The following is a 25,563-nucleotide window of genomic DNA, read 5'->3' as shown; positions in this document are numbered from 1 at the left end:
GGCGGCGTTTTCGCGGCGGATTTGCTCCTCAAATAAGGAGTACATGACCACCGCTGCCGCGCCGCTGTCTTCCAGGCGGCGGATGCTATCGACAGATTCGGACAGGGGCGAGGCGGAGGCGACGACGGGGTGTTTGAGTTTTAGCCCCATGTAGTGGGTCTGTAGGTTCATAACGGGGTCTCTGTGGAATTTTAAGGGATTACAGACAAAAACACGCAGAAAATGACGGTTAAGGACTGTCGGGATCCCAGATCAAGCGGACCAATTCGGTTAAATCCAAATTCTGTTCCATCGGGCATTCGGGACAATCACGCCGATTGGGACGGTTAGGGCAAGCGGAACATTGCCGAACCAAGGTTTCCGTTTGTTGCAGATCGCACTGCAAACGCTTCAATTCAGTGAGGGTCGATTCAAGCCAGACCTGTAACTCATCTAACAAAGGCACAAGTTTGGTCACAGCTTCCGCTCCAGAAGCGCATTGTGCCCGCGTGTGGGCGAGGCGTTGAACATCACGGAGTTCTAGCCCCAGCCGCGCCAAGCGTAGCGCCATGGCAAGGCGTTTGGCGTCCTTCGTTCGGTAAAGCCGAGTACCGCCTTCCGTGCGTTCAGGCGAGATCAAACCCAGCTCTTCATATAAGCGGATCGTCCTGGATGTCGTGCTTAAATCCTCAGCCAACTCGCCAATTTTCAAAATCTCGCGCTGAGAACGGGGTGGTAATCGCGTAGTCATCAAATCTATTTTTAACGTAAAGGTTAGATTATGTTGACGGGGCCGCAGCAATCCCGCTATAAACATGCCGTCGGTATCCGGCAGGCACCCGACACCGTGTATACCATTCCATCGCGAGGCCCACCTTATGAAGAAAAACGCTTGGTTAATCGCCCTTTTGCTGGCCTTCACGTCCCTGTCCCAGGCTGACGAAACTCAGAAAATGTCCGGGGCTATCAGCCTTTCCGAAAATTACAAGAACTTTCGGTTAATTAGCCTTTCCCAACGTTCGGACAACCACACTTTGCGAGCCATCTTAGGTAACGACATCGCGCTTGAGGCCGTGCGAACGGGGAAAACCAATCCTTGGCCGAATGGCAGCATCCTCGCCAAGCTGAGTTGGCAGCATAAGTCCAACCCGGTGTTTCCAGCTGCCACCGTGCCCGATGAGTTTGTCAGCGCCGCTTTCATGGCGAAGGACACAGAAAAATATGCGGCCACCGGCGGTTGGGGCTGGGGCGAATGGACGGGACTGGAGCAAAAAGCCTATGACAAGCCCAGTTTTGCTCAGGAATGCGTTGCCTGCCATACCGCGGTCAAAGATCAGGATTTGGTATTTACCCGCCCTGTGAAATTACCTTGAATGGAGTGGTTCGCGCCGACTCTCCGATGTTGGCTCGGAGAGTCGGTCACTCATCTTACTTAAGCTTCACACTCGCATCCGGGTGAAACCGACTCTGCCCCCGCGAAGCCATTTCCTCATAAATATCCCACTTCTGCCGAACCACTTCCTGCGCCATCTCCATGAATTGCTCGTATTCCTTGGGGTGAGTGCGGCTCAGCATCTTGTAGCGCAGTTCGTTCTGGGCGTACTCCTTGAAATTGATGCGGGGCCGGGTTGAATCCAGCACGAAGGGATTCTTGTCCGACTGGCGCAAGGCCGGGTTGTAGCGCACCAGCGGCCAGTAGCCCGAGGCCACCGCCCGGTCTTGCTGCTGCAAGCCTTGGCGCATGTCGATGCCGTGGGCGATGCAATGGCTGTAGGCGAGAATGATCGACGGTCCCGGATAAGCTTCCGCCTCGCGGAAGGCCAGCAAGGTTTGCTGCGGATTCGCGCCCATGGCGATGCGGGCCACGTAGACATTGCCGTAAGCAATGGCCTGCAAGGCCAGATCCTTCTTCGCCACCGCCTTGCCGCCCGCCGCGAACTTGGCGACCGCGCCCAGCGGCGTGGCCTTGGACGACTGCCCGCCGGTGTTGGAATACACCTCGGTATCCAATACCAGCACGTTCACATTGCGGCCCGACGCCAGCACATGATCCAGGCCACCGGAGCCGATGTCATAAGCCCAGCCGTCGCCGCCGACGATCCAAATGCTGCGCCGGACCAGATGGTCCACCACCGACAGCAGGTTCTTGGCCGCTTCGTCTTCCCGCACCAGCAGCGCCGCCTTGAGTCGGGCCACCCGTTCCCGTTGGCTGCGGATTTGCGACTCGGTGAGCTGCGGCGCGGCGAGGATGTCGTCCACCAGAGCGGGCGTGTTCAACGTGGGCTTGATGTCCTCCGCCAAGCGCCGGGCCAGATTCAAATGCTGGTCGGCGGTGAGCCGGAAGCCCAAGCCGAATTCGGCGTTGTCCTCGAACAGCGAATTGGACCAGGCCGGGCCGCGTCCTTCGGCGTTTTTGGTCCAGGGCGTGGTGGGCAGGTTGCCGCCGTAGATGGACGAGCAGCCAGTGGCGTTGGCGACGATCAGCCGGTCGCCGAATAGCTGCGAGAGCAGCCGCACATAAGGCGTTTCCCCGCAGCCCGCGCACGCGCCGGAGAACTCGAACAGCGGTTCCAGGAATTGCGCCCCCCGCACCGAGGAGAAATCCACCCGGGCGCGGTCGTTGACGGGCAGGCTCTCGAAGAAATGGATGTTATCCCGGTCTTGGGTGAGGTCCGCCGGCTTGGGCCGCATGTTGATGGCCTTGACGCCGCTTTCCTTGAGGCTCTTGGCCGGGCAGACATCGACGCACAGGCTACAGCCGGTGCAGTCCTCGGTGTACATCTGCAAGGTGTAGCGGGCTTCCGGGAAACCCCTCGCGCTGACTTCCGCCGACTTGAAGGTTTCCGGCGCGTCCTTGAGCTTGGAGCCGTGGTAGAACTTGGCGCGGATCACGCTGTGCGGGCAGACGAAGCTGCAATTGCCGCACTGGATGCAAATGTCCGGCTCCCAGATTGGCACGAACTGGGCGATGTTGCGCTTCTCCCATTGCGTCGTGCCGGACGGGTAGGTGCCGTCCACCGGGACCGCGCTGACCGGCAGTTCGTCGCCCTTGCCGGCCATCATCATCGCCGTCACCCGCTGGATGAAGTCGGGCGCTGCGGGCGATACCACCGGCGGGCGTTCCAAATGGCTGGTCACTTCCGCCGGAATCGTCACTTCGTACAAATGGGCCAGAGTCTGGTCCACCGCCTCGAAGTTCTTCCGCACCACTTCCTCGCCCTTCTTGCCGTAGGTCTTCTTGATCGCCTCCTTGATCTTGGCGATGGCCGCGTCGCGGGGCAGCACGCCGGACAGGGCGAAGAAACAGGTCTGCATGATGGTGTTGGTGCGCCCCGCCATGCCGGTGTCGCGGGCCACTTTCGAGGCGTCGATCACGTAGACCTTGAGCTTCAGTCCGATGATTTTCTCTTGAAGTTCACGCGGCAGTTGGTCCCATACCTCGTCCGGGCCAAACGGGCTGTTGAGCAGGAAGGTCGCGCCGGGCCGGGCGTTTTCCAGCACATCGACTTTCTCGATGAAATTGAACTGGTGGCAACCGATGAAATTGGCCGAGGCGATGAGGTAGGGCGCTTCGATGGGGTCCGGCCCGAAGCGGACGTGGGAGACCGTGCGGGAGCCGGATTTTTTGGAGTCGTAGACGAAATAGCCTTGGGCGTAGAGGTCGGTCGATTCGCCGATGATCTTGATGCTGTTCTTGTTCGCGCCCACCGTGCCGTCCGCGCCCAGGCCATAGAACATGGCCCGCACCACGTTGTCCGGCTCGATGTCGAAACCGGCGTCGTAGTCCAGGCTGGTGTGGGACACGTCGTCGTTGATGCCCACGGTGAAATGGTTCTTGGGCCGGTCCTTCTTCAATTCATCCAGCACGGCCTTGGCCATGGCGGGATTGAATTCCTTGGACGACAGGCCATAGCGTCCGCCGATGATGCGGGGCAGGACGGTCAAATTACCCGCCGTGTAGGCTTCGGTCAGGGTGGTGACGACATCGTTGTACAGCGGCTCGCCGGTCGCGCCGGGGGCTTTGGTGCGGTCCAGCACGGCGAGGGTCCGGGCGGTCTTGGGCAGTGCAGCCAGGAAATCTTCGGCGGCGAAGGGCAGGCACAGCCGGACGTGAATCACGCCGACTTTCTCGCCGTGGGTGCGGAGCCATTCCACCGTCTGCCGGAGGGTGTACGCCCCGGAACCCATGATGACCGCCACCCGTTCGGCGTTGGGGTCGCCGTAATACTCGAACAGCTTGTAATGCCGCCCGACGACTTCGCCGAAGCGGTCCATCACGCCTTGCACGATTTCCGGCAGGCGGGCGTAAAAGGGGTTGGCGCTTTCCCGGCCCTGGAAATAGATGTCGGGGTTCTGCGCGGTGCCGCGAATGAACGGATTGTCCGGGTTCAGCGCCCGTCCCCGGTGTGCCCGCACTAGCCGCTCATCGATCATGGTCCGCATCTGCTCGTCCGACAGCAGGAATAGCTTGCTGACCTCATGGGAGGTGCGGAAGCCGTCGAAGAAGTGGATGAACGGCACCCGCGATTCGAGCGTGGCGGCCTGGGCGATGAGGGCCATGTCGTGGGCTTCCTGCACGGAGGCCGAGCCGAGTTGGGCGAAGCCGGTTTGGCGCACGGCGGCCACGTCGGAATGGTCCCCGAAGATGGACAAGCCCTGCGCTGCCAGTGCCCGCGCCGCGACGTGGAACACCGTCGGGGTGAGTTCCCCGGCGATTTTGTACATGTTGGGGATCATCAACAGCAGCCCTTGCGAGGCCGTGTAGGTGGTGGTCAGTGCGCCGGTTTGCAGTGCGCCATGCACCGCGCCCGCCGCACCGCCTTCGCTCTGCATCTCCACCACGAGGGGGATTTCGCCCCACAGGTTTTTCTTACTCTCGGAGGCCCACTGGTCGGCCAGTTCGGCCATGGTGGAGGAGGGCGTGATGGGGTAAATCGCGCAGACTTCGTTGACGCGGTAAGCGACGTAGGCGACGGCTTCGTTGCCTTCTAGCGTGATGACTTTAGGTTTGGTCATCGGGGTGTACCTTTTGAGTGGGTTCCTTTTCCGGTAGGGAAAAGGTTGATGTGAAGGGTTTTACAGTAAATTATGCGCTTGGAGGTATGCGAGTAGTTGCGGCAAGTTTTTACGAACTTGCTGAAAGGTATGTCTTGGGTTGTTATTAAGTAGTTGTGTAATTGTTGCTATAGATATAGGGTTTTGTCGTAAATCGCGAATGTATTCTACTTTTCTGTGGTGTTCGTCGGCGCTGTGATGACCGATGCGTTCCTGGATAAGGTCTGGTGGGATAGTGATTACATTTGCGCCAGTCACTTTCGCAATTAAAACCACTCCAATGCCATTTGCATAAACTAACACTATATCGCCAATAACCGGACGGGTTAGCATATCTCTGAATTTTTGGGAGCCGCTGGTAACGATAACACTGCGTTCAAACCATTGGTTATGATAGCTATGACCATCATTGGCGGCGGTATCGGTATTTATAATGAATACAGACATTTCAATTTCTCTCAGTCTTGTTCAAACGTAGCCCGAATGATTTCCGCTTCCATCGTATTAAAATCCTCGACAATCTTGAACTTTCCACGGCCTAAGCCCAATACACGCGGCGGCAATTCCGGCTGGGAAACTGCCACGACTTTTACGAAGGGCTTCCCATCTTTCTCGATAATGATTTCTTCGCCCGCGCTGGCTTGCTCTATGATTTCGGAAAAGCGGGTTTCAGCTTCGGCGAGGGTGATGGTTTGCATGATGGATAATGCGTCAGATGTCGGGTTGTCGGGGGTTTCGGATTGCAGCCGTTCAATCTCTGATATTTTCAAACCGACACATTCCGCGATTAGCTTTATATGTTCCCCTTTTGCCAGCATATTTTTAGCAACGGCAACTGAGACATCGTGAGCGCCTTCTTGCCTGCCTAGTTGTCGCCCCCTTTCCTCGCCCAGCATTTCGCCTTTCTTTAGCCCCATCCGATAAGTCGGCAGTTTCTCAACATCTATCTGTAACATACCGCCTCACTGGGTTTGACCGACCCGCAACTGCTCAACATCCGCCACAGATAAACCTGTCGCCGCCGCAACTTGTACAGATTCAAGCCCCATTTGAATGAGCCTCTTCGCTATCTCCTGCTTTTCCTCCTGATGTCCTTTCTTGACGCCCATCCGATACGTCGGCAACTTCTCATATTCAATCGTCAACATCTCCAATTCCTCCTCAATATCGACGCCAAATTCCCGGTTACTTGCCAGAATTTCCAGCATATACACATATTCCCGCAGCCGGTCGGGCGATTCCCGCATTTCTCGCACCAGCCGGTCGAGAATACCCACCAGAAACTCACGCGGCGTCTGATCCCGAAACGTGCCCAGCACCGCCAGCACCCAAGCATCCGGCGAATCCTGCCGCAACAAAACCTCGCTATCGACCTGCCGCATATCCAGCAACTCATAGCGATAATTCAGGCGCGGCAAATCCAACCCATCCGACATCATCAAAGGCCGCTTGCCGATATAGACCAGATATTGCCGCACCGGAACCCTTGGATAATCCAGCATCATATCGGTGAGATACCGCAACATCCGCACCGGCATATTGGCCCGGTTATCGTTCTGAATCTCGATATGCAGGATGAACGACTCGCCGCCAACTAAGGTAACTTTCGCGATCAAGTCGGAACGGCGCTCCTCGACCCGTTGCTGAGAGGTATCGAGTAATTCGACATCGGCATCGTCCAGCAACTCCACCTCGCTTACCGACAGGCCAAACAGATAGGTCGCAAAATCCCGGACCAAGGTTTTGAATAGCTGCTTGGAAATGATGTCCTTGTCGCCCATGGCGGCGGAAATCCTCAGCCCGCCTCCGCCGCCATCTCAATCGCATGGCACGGGCACTGCTCGAAGCACGCCGCGCAGCCGGTGCAGCGCTCGTAGTCGTAGCGGTATTTCTTGCCCGGCCCCAGCTTGATGATGGCCTGTTCCGGGCAGGCGCCGTAGCAGCCGTCGCACTCGAAGCAGTTGCCGCAGGAGAAACAGCGCTTGGATTCGAACAGGGCTTCCGGTTCGGACAAGCCCGCCACGACTTCGTTGAAGCCGTATTGCCGCTTCTCGATTTCCAGCGCGTCCTGCTGGCGCTGCTCGGCATCGGTGAAATACCACAGGTGCAGCTTGTCGAAGCCCACCAAGTCATGCTTGGGCGGCTTGACGTAGGTTTCGCCGCCCAGGAAGGCGTCGATGTGGCGGGCGGCTTTCTTGCCGTGGCCCACGGCGACGGTGACGGTGCGCTCGCTGGGCACCATGTCGCCGCCCGCGAAAATCCCGGCGTGGCCGGTCATCATGTTGCCGTCCACCACCACGGTGCCGTCGCGCTTGAAGTCGATGCCGGGGATGTCCTTCAAGAACCCGGTGTCGGTGTCCTGTCCCAAGGCCAGAATCAGCGCGTCGGCTTCCAGGGTTTCAAATTCGCCGGTGGATTCGGGGTAGCCCTCAGCGTTGATCTTCATGATTTCGACGGTGATGTGGGTCTCGTCGATTTCCTTGATGGTGCGCAGCCAGTTGATTTTGACGCCTTCCTCCATGGCCTCGTCCGCCTCGAAGGAATGGGCGGGCATGTGTTCGCGGTCGCGGCGGTAGATGATGAGGGCTTCTTCCGCGCCCAGCCGCTTGGCGGTGCGGGCGGCGTCCATGGCGGTGTTGCCGCCGCCGTAGATGGCGACCCGACGACCCAGCAGCGGCGCGTCGCCCAGGTTGGCGTCGCGCAGGAAGCTCACCGCGTCGAGGATTTTCCCCGCGTCCCGCGCCGGGATTTCCACCCGCTTGCTGAGGTGCGCCCCGACCGCGATGAACACGGCATCGAACCCGCCCCGCTCCTTCTCGGCCAACACGTTCTCGACCTTGCGGTTCAGCACGATCTTCACGCCCAGGGATTCGATGCGGCGGATTTCCGCCATCAGTTCGGCGCGGGGCAGGCGGTAGGCGGGGATGCCGAAGTGCATCATGCCGCCGGGGACGGGACCGGCCTCGTGGATTTCCACGCTGTGGCCTTGGCGGGCCAGATGGTAGGCGGCGGACAAGCCGCTCGGACCCGCGCCAACCACCAGCACTTTCTTGCCGCTGGGCGGGGCGTCCGGCTCGATCTTCCAGCCTTCCTTGATCGCCAAGTCGCCGAGGAAGCGCTCCACGGCGTGGATGCTGACCGAGCTATCGACGGCGGTGCGGTTGCAGTTGGATTCGCAGGGGTGATAACAGACGCGGCCATGCACGGCGGGCATGGGGTTGTCCTTCACCAGGGTTTGCCAAGCGCGTTGGTAACGGCCCGCTTGGACCAGGCCCAGCCAGGCTTGGATGTTTTCGCCCGCCGGGCAGGCGTTATTGCAGGGCGGCAGCAGGTCCAGGTATTCCGGGCGCTGAGTGCGGAACGGCCCGGTGCCCCGGCCATGCTGCAAAAGGTCCGCCGGGCGGGTCATGTCGGTGCGTTTGATGTCGCTCATAGTGATGGCTTCTTGCTCCTGAAATGGGGGCGGGCAGGTCGCTCAGCCGAACGGCTTCGCGGCGGGTGTCCTGAATTGCTGGCAATTGTAGGTGATTAGTGGGGTTGTCGGAGAGATTGCTGGAAAACTCAGAATTGCGAATGAGCCAAGCGCCACACCCAGGCGGAATAAATAGTCATCGGCCCAGCAAAACATCCTTGGCCTGGTTGATCTTCGCCGCCAAATAATCCGAGCCGCCCCGGTCTGGGTGCAAGCGCTGCATCAGCCGGCGGTGGGCGCCGACGATGTCGTCGCGGCTGGCGCCGCGTTCTAGCCCAAGGACTTCGTAGGCTTCGTCGGCGGTCATCTTGCCGTTGGAAGGCGGCGGCGCTTCGTTAGGCCCGGCGTCTTCCCACGCCTCGCCGTACACCCGCTCCAGGTAGGCCCGGAGGAGGGTGGCGGCTTCCTGGTCGCCGCGCACGCATTCGTTATACAAGTCCGTCAGTTGGGCGCGGTCCAGCTCCGCCAGTTGGCGACCGGCGTAGCGGCCCGCCAAGACTTCGCCGCCGATTTCCCCGCTGACGTGATCGAGCCGCATCCGCAGGAAACGCGACGCCACCGTGGACGTGTCCGCGCCGCCACCCGCCGGATGGGGCCGGGCGCTACGTTGGCGCTGCTGTTGCTGCCAGATCGGGATGGCCCGGATCAGCAGCGGGAGCAGCATGGGCAGGAAGCGGATGAGTGACACGACAAACGCGCCAATCAGCGGGAGCAGAAACGCCAGCCGACCACTCGCCGCCAGCAGCAGGGCCAGCAGTAACCCGCCACCCAGCAACACCCGCCGGAATTTTTTCGCCGCGTCGGCGGGGGCGGTGCGGAGATAGCGCCGCGCCGCCAACATGGCGAAGAACACAACACCGAGTAGGAGCAGCAGTTGGATCAAGATTTTTTCATCTGATGGGTGAGTTGCAGGGCCACGCCGCCGCGCTTCTGCCCCAGGTTTTCCAGGGCTTTCAAGCCGCCCGCCGCGTAGGCCGCGACGGCGGCGAGCAGGTCGCGGAGTTGCTGGGCGCTGCCCGCGTCGAAGCGGCAATGCGCCCCGCCGGTCAGCTTGGCGATTTGCCGGAACGCGGCTTCGGCGGTGGGGTCGTGGCCTTCCTGGAACATAAAGGCTTTGACGCCCAGCAATCCCAGCTTTCCGGCCAGTTGGCAGAGATGATCGACATTTTCTTCCATGCAATCGCCCACGAACACCAGCGCATCGATCTTGCCGCGCCGGGATTCGGCCAGGGCGTGTTCCAGCACCCGGCCAATCTGGGTCAATCCTCCTAAGCATTCCACCTCGGCCATGCGGCGGCGGAGCGCCTCGGACTGGCTCAGCCAGGGGGAGGCGTCGAAGCCCGCGAGTCCCTGGTAATAACAAAGCTGGATTTCCAGGCCACCCAAGGAGCCGGCCACGTCGAACATGTCGGCCTGGATGCGGCGGGCTTCCCGCCAGGTGGGTTCGCGGCTGGCGGTGGCGTCCAGGGCGAACAGCAAGCGGCCCTTGCGCCCCGCTGGTTTGACCGTCGGCGCCTTGGCGAGTTTATCGAGGAAGGCGCTGACTTCGCGGGTGGAAGCGGGCGTGGAAAGCTTTTTGGAATCGCTCATGGCGGCACCCTGGCCGTGTTCGGCGGTATCGACGGGATTGGATAAGGATTCGGCGGCCGCCGTTCCGTCTCCGGCTATTTTATCCGATTGGGTGTTTGCATCGGGGTGGCAACATGATAATTTGCGCCTGCTTCATAGCGTTCGAACCGGGATCGGCGGCTGAGGAACGGTCGGGGAATTTTCGTCAAGAATGAACTATTGCCCGGAATTTTGATCTTAGGCACGGGTTTTTGCCGCCGTTTCGCTGCGGGACTGGTGGAGATTCCACTGATTTAAGCCTGTGAGTCCAGGTTAAATGGTGGTTTTTTAGAGTCCATGGAGGTGTCCATGGGCGTTGGTGGATACCCCGGGCCTGATAAGTCAGGCTTGTGGCTGTTGGCGGGTAATAACATTTGCCAGCGTAAAGTATCGGAAATAACTATCCAACGAGGAGGTAAACAATGTCTGAAAACGATAATAAAGAAACCGCTAATACGGAGAGTGCCGAAACGGCAAGCCCCAGCGTGGAAACCCCCGCCGCCGAGAGCGCTCCCCAGGGCCTCGTCAACACCCTGAAAACCAATCGGACGGCGCAGATCGTCGTGGGTGGCGCGGTGGCCTTGGTGGTCTTCCTGACGGTCATGGGTGGCGGCGGCGGTGACGGGAAGGCGCAGGTCAAAGCCAGCGTGAGCGTCGGCCAGAGCGTGGTTCTGGAGAATCCCAATGGCGGCAACTCCCAGTTGACCCTGGCGCCGGGGCTGGTGGGCGCTTCCGATGCCGAAGAAGACAAGGATCAGAATGTCTGTTTAGCCAAGGCGGGCACCAAGGGCACGGTGCAGGAAGAGCAGGTGGTGGGCATGTTGCCGTTCGTGAAGGTCAAGGTCACGGAAGGCGAGTGTCAGGGCAAGGAAGGCTGGACCTCCAAGGTCAACATCAAGGCGGGTTGAGTTGCGACGGCGATGCGTGCCCTGGTCGGTCGCTCATCGCCGTTTTGCAGGGACGCACCATCAACCCAATGCCGCCGCTTCTTCCATGACGCCCTCATCTCCCCATCCAACGCCCCGCCTAGCCTTTCCGCCGCGCCACAATCACCCCGTCGCGGGTCGGATTGACGAACACGTCGAAGTCCCGGTCCTCGAAAATCAAGCGATTGTGTTCCATGATCGCCTCGGTCCAGCCGGGCACGATGTCCACCGGATTCTCCACGGCCACCCGGCCATGCCATAACACGTTGTCGGCGATATACAGCCCGCCGGGCCGGACGCGCCCGCGGGCCATGCGCCAGATGGCCGGATAATCGCCCTTGTCCACGTCGTTGTAGCAGAGGTCGAAATCGCCCTCGGTAGCGCCAAACACGTCCTGGGCCAAGCCGGTCCGAAAATCCACCCGTTCCCACAATTCCGCCGCCCGCAGAAAACTCGCGGCCTTGCCCGCGTTGCCGGGGTCGCCATCGGTGCATATCACTTGGCCCGCCGGTCCCACGGCCTGGGCGAACCAATAGGCCGAATAGCCGAAGCCGCTGCCGAATTCGAACACCCGCCGGGCACCGACGCTGAGCGCCATGGTTTTCAGGAACATGCCGCATAGCCGGCCAATGATGGGGAAGTTGAGGCGGGTGGCGAGTTGTTCCATCTCCAGCAGCGTCGGCGTATCGACCATGCCGGACAGGCCCGCGAGATAGGCTTCGATGGCCGGATGCACCGGCGGGATTGTGGTGGGGGTGGAAGGGGGTGAATCGCTCATGAAGGCTCCTTTGACGTTGGATGGAACGGGATAATCGTGAGTCACGGCGCACGGAAAAAATCACGCAAAACACCAGCCCTACGGTGTGTGCCTAACCCACCTTACGCAAGGCATTTATCTAATTTAGTGCCGCGCCGAACCGCCGAAATTCCCCGACCGTTTTAAGCGCCCCGCACTCCCGCCCGGTCCACTTCCAACTTCAAGGCCCGCAAGGATTGGTTGATGTCGGCCAGGAACAGCAGCAGCGAGGCAATCAACGCGCTCATGGTCAGGACGAAGAGCGCACCGATCAGCCCGGAATCCTCCCAGCCAAACAGGATCGACAAGAACAGCGTCATCACCAGCAGCGCGGCGAGCAGGGCGCTGGCGGCGCCGAACACGATGGCCAGTCGGATGAGCCGGGCGCGGCGCCAGAGAATGGCGAGTTGCGCCGCTTTGGGGTGGCCGGTGCCGCCCGGATGGGATTCCTTTGCGACGCCATGGAGCGGACCCGGTTGGTGACGTGGTTGAGCCGGTTGGTCATGGCGAGCAGCAGCAATCCGACCCCCGAGATCAGCAGCGCGGGACCGATGGCGGTCTGGAGTATGGAGGTGAACTGGGCTAAGGATTGGCATTGCATGGTGCGCTCGTGAACTCGAAAAAAGGGAACGAGCGATTTTACGCAGTCTCTATGCCCGTCGTGCGAAGTCGGCACCTCAACACAGTGTCAATAAGCGTGTCGTCCCACTTCGCAAGGTGAAGGGCAATTTCCAACCGACCGCGATGATCGACGAAAGTAGCCCGGACGAAACGCATTGGAATCCGGGAAGATTCGGAGCGCGAATCATCCCGGATTCCGCATGTCTCCATGCGGGCATCTTCTACGGAAACACCGAAGGCTCCTGCGGCTTCGGCAAACGAGCCGCCTCCTCCGCCGCGACGATCCACCCGCCGCCCATGGCCCGGTATAACTGGATCGACGCGGTGAAGGTGGAACTCCGTGCTTGCAACAGATCAATCTGCGCCTCGTACAACTGCCGCAGCGAGTCCAGCACGGTGATGTAATCCACCATCCCCTCGTCGTAGCGCAGCTTGGAGAGGCGGTAGTAATTGCCCACCGCCGCCACCCGCGCCGCCTGTTTTTCCTGCTGCTCCCTGGTTTTTTGGGAGGCGACCAGGGCGTCCTCGAATTCCCGGAAGGCCGAGATGATGGACCTTTGGTAGTTCGCCAACGCGGCCCGCTGCCCCGCCTCGGCGGCCTGGACTTGCCCGGCGATCTTCCCGGCGGTGAAGATGGGTCCGAGCACGTTGGTGCCGATGGTCCAGAAGTTGGCGCCGGGGGTGAACAGCGTCGCCGCCTGGGCGCTGAGCTGGCCCACGTCGCCGGTGAGCATGATCTTCGGGAAGTACAGCCCCCGCGCCACGCCGATCCGGGCGTTGGCGGCGACCAAGTCCTGTTCCGCCGACTGGATGTCCGGGCGCCGCGCCAACAGGTCCGACGGCAGCCCGGCGGGCACGGCGGGCGAAGCCAGTTCATCCAGCGCCCGGCCACGCCGGATGGGGCCGGGGTTCTCGCCCAGCAGCACCTTCAGCGCGTGTTCGGTCTGGGCGATGGACTCCTCCACCGCCGGAATCAACGCCAGCCGACGCTGATATTCCGATTCGACCTGGCTGACTTCCAGCTCCGACCCGTAGCCCTCCCGGAATCGGGCCTGGTCAATCTTCCGTTGCTCGTCGAGGGTCGCCACCACTTGCTGGGTGATTTCCAGATTCTTGTCCAGGGTCCGCAACTGGATGTAGGTCTGGGCCACGTCGCTGGCGAGGGTGAGCAGCACCGCCCGCTGCACCGCGTCCCGGCTCAGCATGTCGGCGAAGGCCGCCTCGTTGGCCCGCCGCAGGCTGCCCCACACGTCCAGTTCCCAGTTCAACTGCGCACCCAGGCGGGTGTAGTCCTGGTCTTTACTGTTGAAATTCAAATTGTCAGGCAAGTTGATTGACCGGGCGCTGTTCTTGCGGCGCAGATAGTCGCCGAAGCCGGCGATTTGCGGGAACAGGTTGGAGCGCGTCGTGCCGTACAGCCCCATGAATTGATCGACGCTGGCGACCGCGATGCGGAGGTCCAGGTTGCCCCGCACCGAGCGCTCCACCAGCCGGTTCAGTTCGGGATCGTTCAGTTGCTCCCACCATTTCAGGTTGGTGGTGTCGCGGGCCGCCTGGTCGGCGAAGCGCCATTGCTTGGGGGTGTCTATTTGCGGCTTGACGTAGTCGGGGCCGACTTGGAAGCAGCCAGCGAGGGACGCCGCGAGTGTGAGGGCGATGAACTTACGCATGGTCCTCTCCCCCCTTGACTTCAACTTCGCCGGCCGTCTTCCGATGGGCCAACTTCTCCACCACATAGAACGACACCGGAATCAAGAAAATCGCCAGACAGGTCGCCGCCGTCATGCCGCCGATGACCGTGTAGCCCATGACCCTTCGCGACAAGGCGCCGGCCCCGCTGGCGATGGCGAGCGGCACGCAGCCGAGGATGAAAGACAGGGCGGTCATGAGGATGGGCCGGAGGCGCAGCCGGGCCGCTTCCATGGCCGCGTCGAAGAAGGACTTGCCCTCCTCCACGCCCATCTTGGCGAACTCGACGATGAGGATGGCGTTCTTGGCGGCCAAGCCGATGAGCATGACCAAGCCGATTTGGGCATAAAGGTTGTTTTCATAGCCGCCGAGCTTCAACCCGGCGAACGCGCCGAACACGGCGATGGGCGTGCCCAGCAACACGCTGAACGGCAGGCTCCAGCTTTCGTACAGCGCGGCCAAGATCAGGAATACGCAGAAGATGGCGAAGGCGAACACCACCGCCGGCGAGACGCCTTTCTGGGCCTGCTGCTCCTGGTAGCTCATCCCTAAATAGTCATAGCCCATGTCGGTCGGCATGGTCTCGGCGAACACCTCCTCCAAGGCTTTCATGACTTGCGTGGAACTGTAGCCGGGCTTGGGCGTAACCATGAGTTGCTGGCTGCGGTAGAGGTTGTAGCGCATGGTGAATTCCGGTCCCGAGGTCTCCCGGATGCTGGTCAACGCGGCCAACGGCACGGCGTCGCCCGCGCTGTTGCGCACATAGAACTGGCCCAGCGAATTGGTGTCCTTGCGGTATTCGCCCTCGGCTTGGACATAAGTCTGCCATTGCCGCCCGAAGCGGTTGAAATAGTTGATGAAGCCCGACCCCATGTAGGCTTGCAGGGTCTTGTACACATCGGACAAGGGGATGCCTTGCTTCAACACCTTGTCCCGGTCCACATCCACGAAAATCTGCGGCACCGAGGGCAGGCCGGTGGTCATGGCGCGGGCGATTTCAGGCCGTTTGTTTATCGCCGCCATGAACTTCTGGGTGTTCTCGGCGAGATACGCTACATCCTTGCCGGCCCGGTCCTCCAGAATCATGGTCACACCGCCCGACGTGCCGACGCCGGGGATCGCGGGTGGCGGGAAGGCGAAGCCGACCGCGTCGGGGATCTGGGACATGGCCGCGTTGATGTGCTTTTTGATGGCTTCGTATTGCTCTTCGGGCTTGGTGCGCTCGTCCCATTTCTTCAAAGAAATGAAGAAGAAGGTGTTGTAGGTGGTGTTGGCCTGGGAGAGCATGTTGTAGCCGATGACCGAGGAGTAATACTCCACGCCCGGCGTGTTTTTGAGAATCTCCTCGACCTTCTTGGTGGCCTCGTCGGTGCGTTGCAGCGAGGCCACGTTCGGCAACTGAATACCGGCGAACAGGTAGCCCTGATCCTCATCCGGCAAAAAGCCCATGGGGATGCCCTTCCCTAAGAAACCCGCCGTGCCGGCCAGCAGCGCCAGGAACACCATGCTGATGAGGCTCTTGCGCATCAACACACCGCAAAAGCCGACATAGCCCTTATTGGCGCGGCCAAACACCGCGTTGAAGCCATCGTAAAACTTCTGCACCGGCTTCCAGGCGGGCTTCCTCGGTTTCAGCAGCAAGGCCGCCAGGGCCGGGCTCAAGGACAGCGAGTTGAAGGTGGAAATCATCACCGACACGCCCACGGTCACGGCGAACTGCTGGTACATCCGGCCCGTGATGCCGGGGATGAACACCGTCGGCATGAACACGGCGATCAAGGCCAGCGAGGTGCCGATGATGGGACCGGTCACTTCCTGCATGGTTTTCAGCGTGGCTTCCTTCGGGCTCAAGCCCTTTTCGATGTGATGCTCCACCGCCTCCACCACCACGATGGGGTCGTCCACCACCAGACCAATCGCCAGCACCAGGCCGAACAGCGACAAGGTGTTAATCGAAAAGCCCAGCGCCGGAAACAGCATGAAGGTGCCGATCAGCGACACCGGCACCGCCAGCAGCGGAATCAGGGTGGGCCGCCAGCCTTGCAGGAACAGGAACACCACTAGGATGACCAGCACCAGCGCCTCGAAGAAGGTGTGCTTGATCTCGTTGATGCCTTCGGTCACGGCCAGGGTCGTGTCCAGGGCGACCACATAATCCAGATCTTCAGGGAAGCGGGTCTTCAGGTCCGCCATCACCTGCTTCGCGCCCTGGGCGGCTTCGATGGCGTTGGAGCCGGGCAACTGGTACAGCGCCACCAGCGCCGCCGGCTTGCCGTTCAAGCGGCCCTTCATGTCGTAGGTCTGGGCGCCCAGTTCGATGCGGCCCACGTCCTTGATGCGGACGATGGAGCCGGACGGGTCGGCCCGCAGCACGATGTTGCCGAATTCCTCCTCGGTTTCCAGACGGCCCTGGGCGCGGACGGCGTAGGTGAACTCCTGGCCGTCGGGCACCGGCTCGCCGCCGACCTTGCCCGCCGGGTTCACGTTGTTCTGCGCCTGGACGGCGTTGATGATTTCCGGGATGGTGATGTTGAGCTTGGCGAGCTGGTCCGGCTTGACCCAGATGCGCATGGCGTACTGGCCCGCGCCGAACACCGAGACGGACGCGATGCCCTTCACCCGGGTCATCTGGTCGTTGATGTTGATGTAGGCGTAGTTCGCCAGGAAGATGTTGTCGTAGCTGCCCTTCGGCGAATACAGGGCGAACATGACCAGCGGCGAGGCCGTGGACTTCACCACGTTGACGCCGTAGTTGCGCACGTCCTGCGGCAATTGCGACTCGGCCTGGGACTTGCGCATCTGCGCCAACACTTGGTCGGTATTGGGGTCGGTCGCCACGTCGAAGTTGACCCGCAAGGTCATCTGGCCGTTGTTGGCGTTGATGGAATACATGTAGTTCATGTTGTCCACGCCGGACATCTGCTGCTCGATGGGCGTGGCGACGGCCTGCTCCACCGTGCTGGCGTCGGCGCCGGTGTAGGTGGTGCTGACCTGGATTTCCGGCGGGGCGATATTGGGGAATTGGGAGATCGGCAGTTCCGACATCGAGACGAGGCCGATCATCACCATCAGGATGGCGATGACGATCGCCACAATCGGGCGGTTAATAAAAAATTTGGCCATGACGGACTATCTCCCGGTGGCTGCGGGAGCTTCCGCAAAGGGCTTCGGATCGACCTTGGTGCCGGGCCGGGCTTTTTGAATGCCCTCGACGATCACCCGCTCACCCGGCTTCAACCCCTCTTCTATCACCCACAGGCTGCCGATGGTTTCCGCCGACTTCACCGGGCGGACTTCCACGGTGTTGTCGGGCTTCACCACCGCCACCAGCCGGCGGCCCTGCATTTCCGCGACCGCCCGTTGCGGCACCAGCAAAGCGCCGGGCCGGGTCTTGGTGACGGCGCGGATGCGGGCGAATTGGCCGGGGCGCAGCAAGCCGCCGGGATTGGGGAACAGCACGGCCACCTGGATGGTGCCGGTCTTCACGTCCACCTGGCGGTCGGCGAAGAAGAATTTTCCAGGCTGCGGATAGGTCGTGCCATCGGCCAGTATGAGTTCCAGCGGACTCTCCCGGTGGGATTCGCCGTTCTGCCTGTCGCGGGCGAACTGCAAATATTGCTGCTCGCTCAGGGGGATGTACGCCTTGATGGGATCGACCTGCGACACCGTGGTCAGCACCGCATTGGCGCTGCCCGGTCCCACCAGGTTGCCGATTTGGGCCTTGGACAGGCCCGCGATGCCGTCGATGGGCGAGGTGATTCTGGTGAAACCCAGTTCGAGCTGGGCGGTTTCCACGGCGGCGCGGGCGGCCAGGACTTCGGCGGCCGTCGAGGCTTCCCGGCCCACGGCGGTGTCCCGGTCGCGGACGCTCACGGCGTTCTGGGGCAGCAGCCGCTCCACCCGGTACAGGTCCAGCTTGGCGGTTTTCAGCACGGCCTCTTGCCGGGCCAGATTGGCTTTGGCCTGATCCAGGGTGGATTGAAAGGTGCGGGCGTCGATCTCGTAGAGCAACTGACCCTTCTTGACCGGCTGGCCTTCCAGGTAATTCTGCTTCATGAGGTAGCCGGTGACCTGGGCCAGAATCTGCGCGTTCACCATGCCGTCGAGGCTGCCCACCCATTCGCTGTAGATCGACACATCGCGCTGCACCACGTCCGTCACCTCGACCACGGGCGGCGGTGGCGGCGCTTGCTTCTGCTCGGGTTTGCCGCAGCCGCCGACCAGTAGCGCCATGGCGAACGCCGTCACGGCCATGGAAAAACGCGTCGGCCCGGTGGCGCGCCTGTTGGGGATAGTCCTCGAACTTTTTCTTTTCATTCCGCGTTCCTTATCTTTCATGTGTGGCTTGAGAATTGAACCCGTTGCCTACGCCACCGAGCCGCGGGTCGGTGTGACAGCCTGCGGGTATTTTTAATGGGTTATGCTGAAATAATCCAGTGACCATCGACGAGATTATTCTCCACCCAACAGGCGTTCCATGACGAAAAGCATAGCCTTCCCCCGGCATCCTTCTTACCGCTTTGGCATCCTGACGCTGGCCATCCTGCTGATGCTTCTGGTCCGGCCCTTCCTGGACGGATTGATCGGAATGAGCCTGCTGACCGATTTGTTTTTCACCGCCATCGTCCTTTCCGGCCTGTATGCGGCGCGGGGCGGGAAATATTCGTACCGGGTGGCGTTGGGGTTGGCGGTGCTGGGGTTCGTCTCGAAAGCCATTTATCACTTGCAGCGGGGCGAAGCCTGGGACATGGCGGCGGAAGTTTTGACCGCGCTGTTTTTCATGCACACCCTGGCGAATATCGCCGCCCATATCCGGGCCGAGCGGAAAGTCACCCTGGATGTGATTTTCGCGGCGGTCTGCGCTTATCTGCTGCTGGGGCTGATTTTCGCCCAAGCGTTTTATTTCCTGGACGGCGTGCGCCCCGGCTCGCTCAAGGCCGCCGAACCCTTGGGCCGGGATTTGTGGGGGTATCTTTATTACAGCTACACCACCCTGACCACGCTGGGCTATGGCGATGTGGTCGCCGTGACCAAACCGGCCCGTTCCCTGGCGATGTTGGAAGCCATCGTTGGGCAGTTGTATCTGGCGGTGCTGGTTGGGCGGTTGGTGGGGGCTTATAGCGCGGAGCTGCGGGGGGAGGGGCCATAGCTTGCGGGCCGGTTTTTTGAGACAGGGTTTTCCCCGAAGACTTCCATATGGATCAAGTAAACAGCCAGGGCAATCGCGCTATGCCGGGAAGCAGCTGTTTTTCCCCTCTCGCCTTTGGGAGAGGGTCAGGGTGAGGGTGTCAAAACGGGTTTTCTTCCTTGAAGAACCGAGGTCGGGTCTTGTGATTCGGGTTGGAAAGGCCATAAATCCCTGGGTTGGATACCCTCACCCCAGCCCTCTCCCAAAGGCGAGAGGGGGAAATTCATATAGCGCGATTGCCCTGCGTCCACCGCCCATTTCCCCTTGTCTGACCCCTGCCCTGGTATTATCTTACGCCCTAGTCCGGGCGCACCGGGACGGTTCCTGCCACGGCTTTCCGACACACGGCGCGGATAGTTCGCCACTCCCCATCCCCCACCCGTCACTGAAGAATTCAGAACAATCCGAGAGGACTCTATGCGAAATTGGAAACGGCTCCTGATCGTCACCGCGGCGGCGATAGTTGGACTGGCCGTGGTGTTGTTGGCGTCGGGCATCGCCCTCACGCACTTCATCGTGGATTATTGGTGGCATGACGAGCTGGGTTACGGGGGCTATTTCTGGCTGAAGCTGCTGTACCGCTACATCCTCTCGGGTGCCGTGACGCTGTTCTTCTTCATGATCTTCTTCCTGAACTTCTGGGCGGCGTCGCGCTTCCTGGCGGTGGACGACGATTTCACGGGCCTTGGCCGCGCCGAGATCAGCCGCCGCGAGAGCCTGCAACGGCAATTCCAAACCGGCTCCCTGCGGGTTTACCTGCCGCTGTCCATCATCCTCGCCGTCGCCATCGCCCTGCCTTTCTATAAGCAGTGGGAGGCGGCGCTGCTGTTCGTGTTCGCCCCGGCATCGGGCAATTCCGATCCGGTGTTCGGCCAAGACATCAGCTTCTATCTGTTTTCCTACCCGGTGTTCCAACTGATCCAGTTCGAGCTATTGCTGACCTCGGTCATCCTGACCGTCGCCATCTATGTGCTGTACGGCATGGAGCATCGCCTGCTGCCGGGGCCGAGCGGCTCCTGGCCCCCCGGCGCCAAGCTCCACCTGAGCGGGCTGGCCCTCGTCACCACGCTCATCGTGGCCTGGGGCTTCATGCTCGACCGCTTCCAACTGCTCTACACCGAGGTCCACGAGCCGCAGTTCTTCGGGCCGGGCTTCATCGAGCTTCGCTATTACCTGCCCTTGATCTGGCTGTCGGTCCTGGCCTTCATCGCGGCGGCGGTGGCCGGCATTTATTTCGGCCAGCGGCGCAAGGGGCTGATGGTGGCGATTGCCCTGGCCGTCGTGTTCGCGCTGGCGCGGGGCGTGCTTCACGTTGGCCTGATTCCCAGCGTCATCGACCGTTTCATCGTCAAGCCGAACCCGGTCAAGACCGAGCGGGAGTTCATGAAGAACAACATCGAGGCGACGCTCGCCGCCTACGATCTGCGGGACATCAAGGCCATTGATTTGACCCCAGGACTCCCGGACGAGGATGTGCTGGACCCGGAGCTGCGTTCCCACCTCTACAACATCCCGGTGTGGGACCCCGAATTCCTCGACGATGTTTATCAGCAATTGCAGGGCATCCGGCCTTACTACCATTTCACCGACGCGGACGTGGCCCGCTACATGATTAATGGCCGCTTGGAGCAGGTGAACCTGGCGGCGCGGGAAGTCAACATTTCCAAGCTGCCAGACGCCGCCAAGAACTGGGAAAACACCCACCTGCGCTACACCCACGGCTTCGGCGCGGTCGCCACCCCGGCGACTCAGGACGGCCAGACGCCGATGCGCTGGTATTTGCAGGATTTGGACCTGAGGAGCGTCGCGGGCTTCAAGATGGAGAAGCCCGACATTTACTTCGGCGAGGAAGACCTGACCTACGCCATCGTGCCCAACAAACTGAACATCGTCGGCATCTCCAGCATCGACGAGGAGTCCAGCTACAACTACACCGGCGCGGGCGGCGTGCCGATTTCCTCGCTGTTCAGGAAGCTCCTGTTCGCGCTGTATTTCCGGGATGAGAAGCTGTTCTTCTCGGTCAACATCGGCGAGCAGAGCCGCGCCCTGTTCCACCGCAACATCGTGGAGCGGGTCAAGGCGCTAACGCCGTTCCTGAACCTGGACCACGACCCCTATATCGTCCTCACCCCCAAGCGCTTGTTCTGGGTCATGGACGCCTACACCACGTCCGATTGGTATCCGGTGTCGAAGCGCTCCAACATCCGCTTCAAGCGGGACGAGGAAGACCAGCAACTCAACTACATCCGCAACTCGGTCAAGATCGTGGTCGACGCCTTCGACGGCCATGTGGATTACTACGTCGCCGACACCAAAGACCCCATCATCCAGGGCTACAACAAGGCCTATCCGGGCCTGTTCAAAGACCTCAGCGCCATGCCGCCGGGCTTGAAGGAGCAATTGCGCTACCCGAAGGACATGTTCACGGCGCAGATGAAGATTTACTCCCGCTACCACCAGACGACGCCGGAGTTGTTCTACGAGCAGGCGGAAACCTGGGACTTCCCCAGGGTCAACGACGCCGTGGTGAGGCCCTTCTTCTTCACCACGGCGCTGGAAGGCTACCGGGACGACCAGCAGAGCTTCGTGCTAATCAATCCCATGACGCCGGTGGGCCGCAGCAATCTCAGCGCCTTGGTCGTGGCCGGGACGCCCACGGTGGGCGCCAACCTCACGCCGGGCATGAGCTATAGCAAGCAGATCGTGCTCTACAAGTTCAGCCGGGAAGTGCAGGTGGATGGCCCGGCCCAGGTCAGCGCCTTGATCGACCAGGATCCGGAAATCGCCCGGATGTTCTCGCTGTGGGACCAGAAAGGCTCGCGGGTGTTGAGGGGCCGGATCATCGTGCTGCCGGTGGGGCATTCGGTGCTGTACGTGCAGCCGGTCTACATCGTCTCGACCAGCGGCACCCGGATTCCCGAGCTACAGCGCATCATCCTGTCCATGGGCAACGTGGTGGTGATGGACGCCTCGCTGGAAAACGGCATCGCGAGGCTGGAGCAGAAGCTAAAGGAGTTGCGGGACCAGCGGCCGGCGCCGCCGACGGCGGTGCCCGCCGCGCCGCCGAGCCGGTCCTTCTCGCCCGTGCCGTGAGCCAGCCCGCGTACGGGCGTGGGCGTGGGCTTTAGCCCACGACCCGGGGTGTGGTGGTCGCGGGCTAAAGCCCGCTCCCACAGCGTTTCCATCCGTATATTGGGAATGAAAATGCTCTGGCCGCCGCCGGGCCGCAAAAAAGCCGACTCGGTTTTTGCAACCGAGTCGGCTTAATCATGCTTGGGGGATTATTTCGCCGGGGCGGGTTGTGGGGCGGCGGTGCCTTCCTTTTGATCCACGTAGATTATTTTCTCCAGCTTGAAGCCCAGGCTTTTCGCCTTCTCAATCAAATGCGTCATGGCCGCGGGGTCCAGGGTCTTGTCCCTGGACAGAATCCACAGGAAATTCCGGCTCGGTCCCGTCACCAAGGCCCAGGAATAATTCTTCTCGTCCAGCTCGATGATGTTGTAGCTGCCGTAGAACGGGCCGAAGAACGACACCTTGAGCCGGCCCACGTCGGGGCTGTCGATGAAATAAGCCTTGGCGTCCGTGGCCTCCCACTGTCCGCGCTTGAGGTTGAAGCCGCGGTTGATGACCCGGATTTGTCCATCCTTGTCCATTCTGTACTCGGCGCTGACATGGGTCAGGCCGCGCTCGAAGCCGTGGTCCAGCCGGGCGATTTCATGCCAGGTGCCCAGATAGCGGTTGATGTCGAAACCCTTCACCGGGGTGACTCCCTCCGGGATGCCGGTGTGGCCGATCAGGACGAAGCTCAGCCCCGCCACCAATAAAATCACCATGATCGCCGAAATTATTTTCATGTTTCTCCTGCCTCATCGTCAGCGTTGCGTCGCGGGTTTGTAGTTGTATAAGAGCCAAGCCGCAAGCCCCGCCAAGAGGGCCGCCGCCATCACAGAAAGCCAGGACGGTATTGTCCACGGACCCAAGACCAGATTCCAGCCAGCCCACACCCGCGCCAAGTGCGCCAGCGCCATGGCCGCGAATAAGATTCCGCCCACCAGGAGCGCCCCGGCGCCGCCAGTGTCCTGAGTTTCGCCGGGCCAGTCCGCCTCGTCCGTCCCTTGATCCGCCACGGTGTCCGCCGCCGTTTGCTTGAGCCTCTGGGCGCGCTTGCGGGCCTTGTCCCGCTCCCGGGCCTTGGCGCTTTGCTGCTTCTTGTATAGCTCGATGCCCTTGGCGATGCCTTGCGCGACGAGCTTGGTCTGCTCCTTGGTTTGGCCGGGCTTCTGGACGGCCCGCGCCATCCGCATGGCTTCGTCTAGGAGCAGTTCCTCGGCGCTGGGGGCGGGCGCGGGTTTTTCGGTGGGCTTGGTCATGGGGTGGAATCCGGGCGAAAAAACGGGGGGATTGTAACCTGTCTTGGTTGGCGTGATCGGAGGAAACGCCCGGCTTCCCAGGACAACCGCGCTATGCCGGGGGCCGCTGTTTTCCCCTCTCGCCTTTGGGAGAGGGAGAAAGATCACATAGCGCGATTGCCCTGCCCGGCTTCCGTAGGATGGGTGAAGGTGCGCCGTGGAGGGCATCCGAATTCTGAAAACGTAGCGGCGCACCGTAACCCATCATAAGGGCAGCGTGGGGTTTTCCTGCTACTCCAACACCGCCATCCGGTTCAGCGCGATCAACTCCCTGAACGTCTGATTATCCAGGCGGCTGAGCCACGACTCGTCGTTCCCCACAATCAACGACGCCACCTGCTTCTTCTCCTCAATCAGCCGGTCGATGCGCTCTTCCAGCGTCCCGAGGGTGATGAACTTGTGGACAAACACGTTCTTCTGCTGGCCGATGCGGAAGGCGCGGTCGGTGGCCTGGTCCTCCACCGCCGGATTCCACCAGCGGTCGAAGTGGAAGACATGGTTGGCCTTGGTCAGTGTGATGCCCACGCCGCCCGCCCGCAGCGACAGCACGAACACGCCGGGTCCGGTGTCCGGGTCTTGGAATTCGGAAATCATCCGCTCCCGCTTGGTGGCCGGGACGCCGCCGTGTAGATAAAAGACCGGGCAATCCAGCGTGTCCCGCAGATGCCTTTCCAACTGCCCGCCCACTTCCGCGAACTGGGTGAACACCAGGGCGCTCTCGCCCTCGCCGATCACATCGCCCAGCATGTCGCACAGCCGCTCCAGCTTGGGCGAGCGGTCGCCGGTGAACGGGCTGCCGTCGTGGAGGAACTGGGCCGGGTGGTTGCATATCTGCTTGAGCCGGGTGAGGGTCGAGAGGATCAAGCCCTGCCGGTCGATGGCCTCCGTGCCGCCGAGGCGCTGCTCCACCTCGCGCACCACGGCCTCGTACAGCGAGGCTTGTTCCTGGCAGAGGTTGCAGAATTGCTTGTTCTCCAGCTTGTCCGGCAGGTCGCGGATGATGTCCGGGTCGGTCTTGACCCGCCGCAGCACGAACGGCTCGATCAAGCGCTTGAGGGTTTCCGCCCGGCCCGGATCGTTGTCGCGCTGGATGGGTAGCTCGTAGCGCTGGCGGAATTGGGACTGCTTGCCGAGATAGCCGGGGTTGAGGAAGTTGAAGATGGACCACAGGTCCAGCAGGCGGTTCTCCACCGGCGTGCCGGTCAGGGCCAGCCGGTGGTCGGCGCTGAACTTCAGCACCGCCTTGGTCTGGGCCGAGGTGGGATTCTTGATGTTCTGTGCCTCGTCCAGAATCAGCGTGTCCCACGCGACCGTGCGCAGCGCCTCTTGGTCCCGTAGGGCCAGCGCATAGGTCGTCAGCACAAGATCGTGGCCGGCAATCGCGCCCGCGAAGGAGGAGGCGGCACTTTCCGTCTCGGACTCCTCGCCCAAGCCCCGAACTCGACCGGCGCCGTGATGGATGTAGACCCGCAGCGAGGGCGCAAACCGCGCCGCCTCCCGCCGCCAGTTCTCGACCAGCGAGGTCGGACAGACCAGCAGCACCGGTTTCCGCTCGCCGGCTTCCCGGTCACGCTGCAGCAGGGCCAGCACCTGCACGGTCTTGCCCAGGCCCATGTCGTCGGCCAGGCAGGCACCCAGCCCCCAATGGCGCAGGAATTGCAGCCAGGAGAAGCCGCGCTGCTGGTAGGGGCGCAGCACTCCCTGGAAGCCGTCCGGCGGCGGCAGCTCCTCGAAGGCGGCGCGGTCCTCCAGCTGCTTCAGCAGCTTGCGGATCCACCCGGCGGAGCGGACGCCGTCCACCTCCATCTCCGCTCCAGCCT

At 61.5% G+C, this 25,563-nt stretch carries 22 protein-coding genes; 5 read left to right on the top strand and 17 right to left on the bottom strand.

Features of this window, described 5'->3' with window-relative positions:
• Positions 1–229 precede the first annotated feature (229 nt).
• On the bottom strand, positions 230–796 hold the full coding sequence (locus ACXWUF_RS03065) for a MerR family transcriptional regulator (protein WP_458493184.1): 567 nt from the start codon (positions 794–796) through the stop codon (positions 230–232).
• A gap of 61 nt (positions 797–857) precedes the next feature.
• Here ACXWUF_RS03065 and ACXWUF_RS03060 point away from each other — a divergent pair, with 61 nt between their 5' ends.
• A complete protein-coding gene (locus tag ACXWUF_RS03060; RefSeq protein WP_458493183.1) occupies positions 858–1,352 on the top strand; it encodes a cytochrome P460 family protein in 495 nt (164 codons plus the stop codon).
• Between the two features lie 55 nt (positions 1,353–1,407).
• Here ACXWUF_RS03060 and nifJ read toward each other — a convergent pair whose 3' ends face one another.
• From nifJ to ACXWUF_RS03025, 7 genes are all read right to left on the bottom strand, one after another.
• On the bottom strand, positions 1,408–4,995 hold the full coding sequence (gene nifJ / locus ACXWUF_RS03055) for a pyruvate:ferredoxin (flavodoxin) oxidoreductase (protein WP_458493182.1): 3,588 nt from the start codon (positions 4,993–4,995) through the stop codon (positions 1,408–1,410).
• Positions 4,996–5,055: 60 nt separating this feature from the next.
• Positions 5,056–5,481, bottom strand: coding sequence for a hypothetical protein (locus ACXWUF_RS03050; protein WP_458493181.1), 426 nt, complete (start codon positions 5,479–5,481; stop codon positions 5,056–5,058).
• Between the two features lie 11 nt (positions 5,482–5,492).
• On the bottom strand, positions 5,493–5,990 hold the full coding sequence (locus ACXWUF_RS03045) for a type II toxin-antitoxin system prevent-host-death family antitoxin (protein ID WP_458493180.1): 498 nt from the start codon (positions 5,988–5,990) through the stop codon (positions 5,493–5,495).
• Positions 5,991–5,996: 6 nt separating this feature from the next.
• Positions 5,997–6,815, bottom strand: a complete 819-nt coding sequence (locus tag ACXWUF_RS03040; RefSeq protein WP_458493179.1) for an Rpn family recombination-promoting nuclease/putative transposase — start codon at positions 6,813–6,815, stop codon at positions 5,997–5,999.
• A 14-nt stretch (positions 6,816–6,829) separates the two neighbouring features.
• Positions 6,830–8,467: an NAD(P)-binding protein gene (locus ACXWUF_RS03035; RefSeq protein WP_458493178.1), complete on the bottom strand. Its 1,638-nt coding sequence runs from the start codon at positions 8,465–8,467 to the stop codon at positions 6,830–6,832.
• A gap of 175 nt (positions 8,468–8,642) precedes the next feature.
• Entirely contained in the window at positions 8,643–9,389 is a 747-nt protein-coding gene (locus ACXWUF_RS03030) for a DnaJ domain-containing protein (protein ID WP_458493177.1), read from the bottom strand.
• The gene (locus tag ACXWUF_RS03025; RefSeq protein ID WP_458493176.1) at positions 9,386–10,096 is read right to left on the bottom strand and encodes a hypothetical protein; all 711 of its coding nucleotides are present in this window, start codon (positions 10,094–10,096) and stop codon (positions 9,386–9,388) included. The genes ACXWUF_RS03030 and ACXWUF_RS03025 overlap by 4 nt, the downstream gene beginning before the upstream one ends.
• 440 nt (positions 10,097–10,536) lie before the next feature.
• Here ACXWUF_RS03025 and ACXWUF_RS03020 point away from each other — a divergent pair, with 440 nt between their 5' ends.
• Entirely contained in the window at positions 10,537–11,022 is a 486-nt protein-coding gene (locus tag ACXWUF_RS03020; protein ID WP_458493175.1) for a hypothetical protein, read from the top strand.
• A gap of 118 nt (positions 11,023–11,140) precedes the next feature.
• On the opposite strand, the gene ACXWUF_RS03015 is transcribed toward ACXWUF_RS03020, so the two are convergent.
• From ACXWUF_RS03015 to ACXWUF_RS02990, 6 genes are all read right to left on the bottom strand, one after another.
• Positions 11,141–11,818, bottom strand: a complete 678-nt coding sequence (locus tag ACXWUF_RS03015; protein WP_458493174.1) for an O-methyltransferase — start codon at positions 11,816–11,818, stop codon at positions 11,141–11,143.
• Between the two features lie 161 nt (positions 11,819–11,979).
• Positions 11,980–12,198, bottom strand: coding sequence for a DUF2721 domain-containing protein (locus ACXWUF_RS03010; RefSeq protein ID WP_458493173.1), 219 nt, complete (start codon positions 12,196–12,198; stop codon positions 11,980–11,982).
• A complete protein-coding gene (locus ACXWUF_RS03005; RefSeq protein WP_458493172.1) occupies positions 12,156–12,437 on the bottom strand; it encodes a DUF2721 domain-containing protein in 282 nt (93 codons plus the stop codon). Before ACXWUF_RS03005 ends, ACXWUF_RS03010 begins: the two co-directional genes overlap by 43 nt.
• Before the next feature lie 241 nt (positions 12,438–12,678).
• Positions 12,679–14,127 carry an efflux transporter outer membrane subunit gene (locus ACXWUF_RS03000; protein WP_458493171.1) on the bottom strand — a complete coding sequence of 483 codons (1,449 nt, stop codon included), beginning with the start codon at positions 14,125–14,127 and terminating at the stop codon, positions 12,679–12,681.
• Positions 14,120–17,269, bottom strand: coding sequence for an efflux RND transporter permease subunit (locus tag ACXWUF_RS02995; protein WP_458493170.1), 3,150 nt, complete (start codon positions 17,267–17,269; stop codon positions 14,120–14,122). The genes ACXWUF_RS03000 and ACXWUF_RS02995 overlap by 8 nt, the downstream gene beginning before the upstream one ends.
• Before the next feature lie 6 nt (positions 17,270–17,275).
• Positions 17,276–18,379 carry an efflux RND transporter periplasmic adaptor subunit gene (locus ACXWUF_RS02990; RefSeq protein WP_458493169.1) on the bottom strand — a complete coding sequence of 368 codons (1,104 nt, stop codon included), beginning with the start codon at positions 18,377–18,379 and terminating at the stop codon, positions 17,276–17,278.
• On the opposite strand from ACXWUF_RS02990, the gene ACXWUF_RS02985 reads away from it, so the two are divergent.
• The 3 genes from ACXWUF_RS02985 to ACXWUF_RS02975 all read left to right on the top strand — a co-directional run bounded on the left by ACXWUF_RS02985 (position 18,378) and on the right by ACXWUF_RS02975 (position 22,427).
• Entirely contained in the window at positions 18,378–18,560 is a 183-nt protein-coding gene (locus ACXWUF_RS02985) for a hypothetical protein (protein ID WP_458493168.1), read from the top strand. The two genes, ACXWUF_RS02990 and ACXWUF_RS02985, sit on opposite strands and share 2 nt — an antisense overlap.
• Before the next feature lie 63 nt (positions 18,561–18,623).
• Positions 18,624–19,295 (top strand): potassium channel family protein, encoded by a 672-nt coding sequence (locus ACXWUF_RS02980; protein ID WP_458493167.1) that lies wholly within the window; start codon positions 18,624–18,626, stop codon positions 19,293–19,295.
• 456 nt (positions 19,296–19,751) lie between these two features.
• The gene (locus ACXWUF_RS02975) at positions 19,752–22,427 is read left to right on the top strand and encodes a UPF0182 family protein (RefSeq protein WP_458493166.1); all 2,676 of its coding nucleotides are present in this window, start codon (positions 19,752–19,754) and stop codon (positions 22,425–22,427) included.
• 188 nt (positions 22,428–22,615) lie between these two features.
• On the opposite strand, the gene ACXWUF_RS02970 is transcribed toward ACXWUF_RS02975, so the two are convergent.
• The 3 genes from ACXWUF_RS02970 to ACXWUF_RS02960 all read right to left on the bottom strand — a co-directional run.
• Entirely contained in the window at positions 22,616–23,188 is a 573-nt protein-coding gene (locus tag ACXWUF_RS02970; protein WP_458493165.1) for a lipocalin family protein, read from the bottom strand.
• 18 nt (positions 23,189–23,206) lie between these two features.
• Positions 23,207–23,704 (bottom strand): DUF2956 domain-containing protein, encoded by a 498-nt coding sequence (locus ACXWUF_RS02965; protein ID WP_458493164.1) that lies wholly within the window; start codon positions 23,702–23,704, stop codon positions 23,207–23,209.
• A gap of 270 nt (positions 23,705–23,974) precedes the next feature.
• Positions 23,975–25,563 (bottom strand): DEAD/DEAH box helicase (locus ACXWUF_RS02960; protein WP_458493163.1); only part of this gene is annotated, 1,589 nt, incomplete at its 5' end.

It is taken from the genome of Methylomagnum sp. (genome assembly GCF_054333355.1).
Note: the sequence above shows the minus strand (reverse complement) of the source record. Positions and strands in the feature narration are given on the sequence as shown.